At 63.7% G+C, this 223-nt stretch carries 1 pseudogene; it reads left to right on the plus strand.

Annotation, left to right across the window (positions count from 1 at the left end):
- A pseudogene (locus KKP04_RS15400) lies at positions 1 to 223 on the plus strand (transposase); the annotation flags it as partial.

Raw genomic sequence — 223 nt, forward strand, 5'->3', positions numbered from 1 at the left:
TGTTCGAGGCGATGTCCGACGATCCGGACTTTGAATATCTGATCGTGGACTCGACCATCGTCCGCGCCCACCAGCACGCCGCCGGCGCAAAAAAGGGGCTGAAGATCAGGCCCTTGGCCGTTCGCGTGGCGGCCTGAGCACCAAAATCCACATGGCTGTCCGAGGTCTCGGCTGCCCTGTCCGCTTCACGCTCACGGCAGGCCAGAAAGGGGATGCGCCGCAG

The organism is Rhodomicrobium sp. Az07, assembly GCF_018619475.1.
Classification (GTDB): Bacteria; Pseudomonadota; Alphaproteobacteria; order Rhizobiales; family Rhodomicrobiaceae; genus Rhodomicrobium.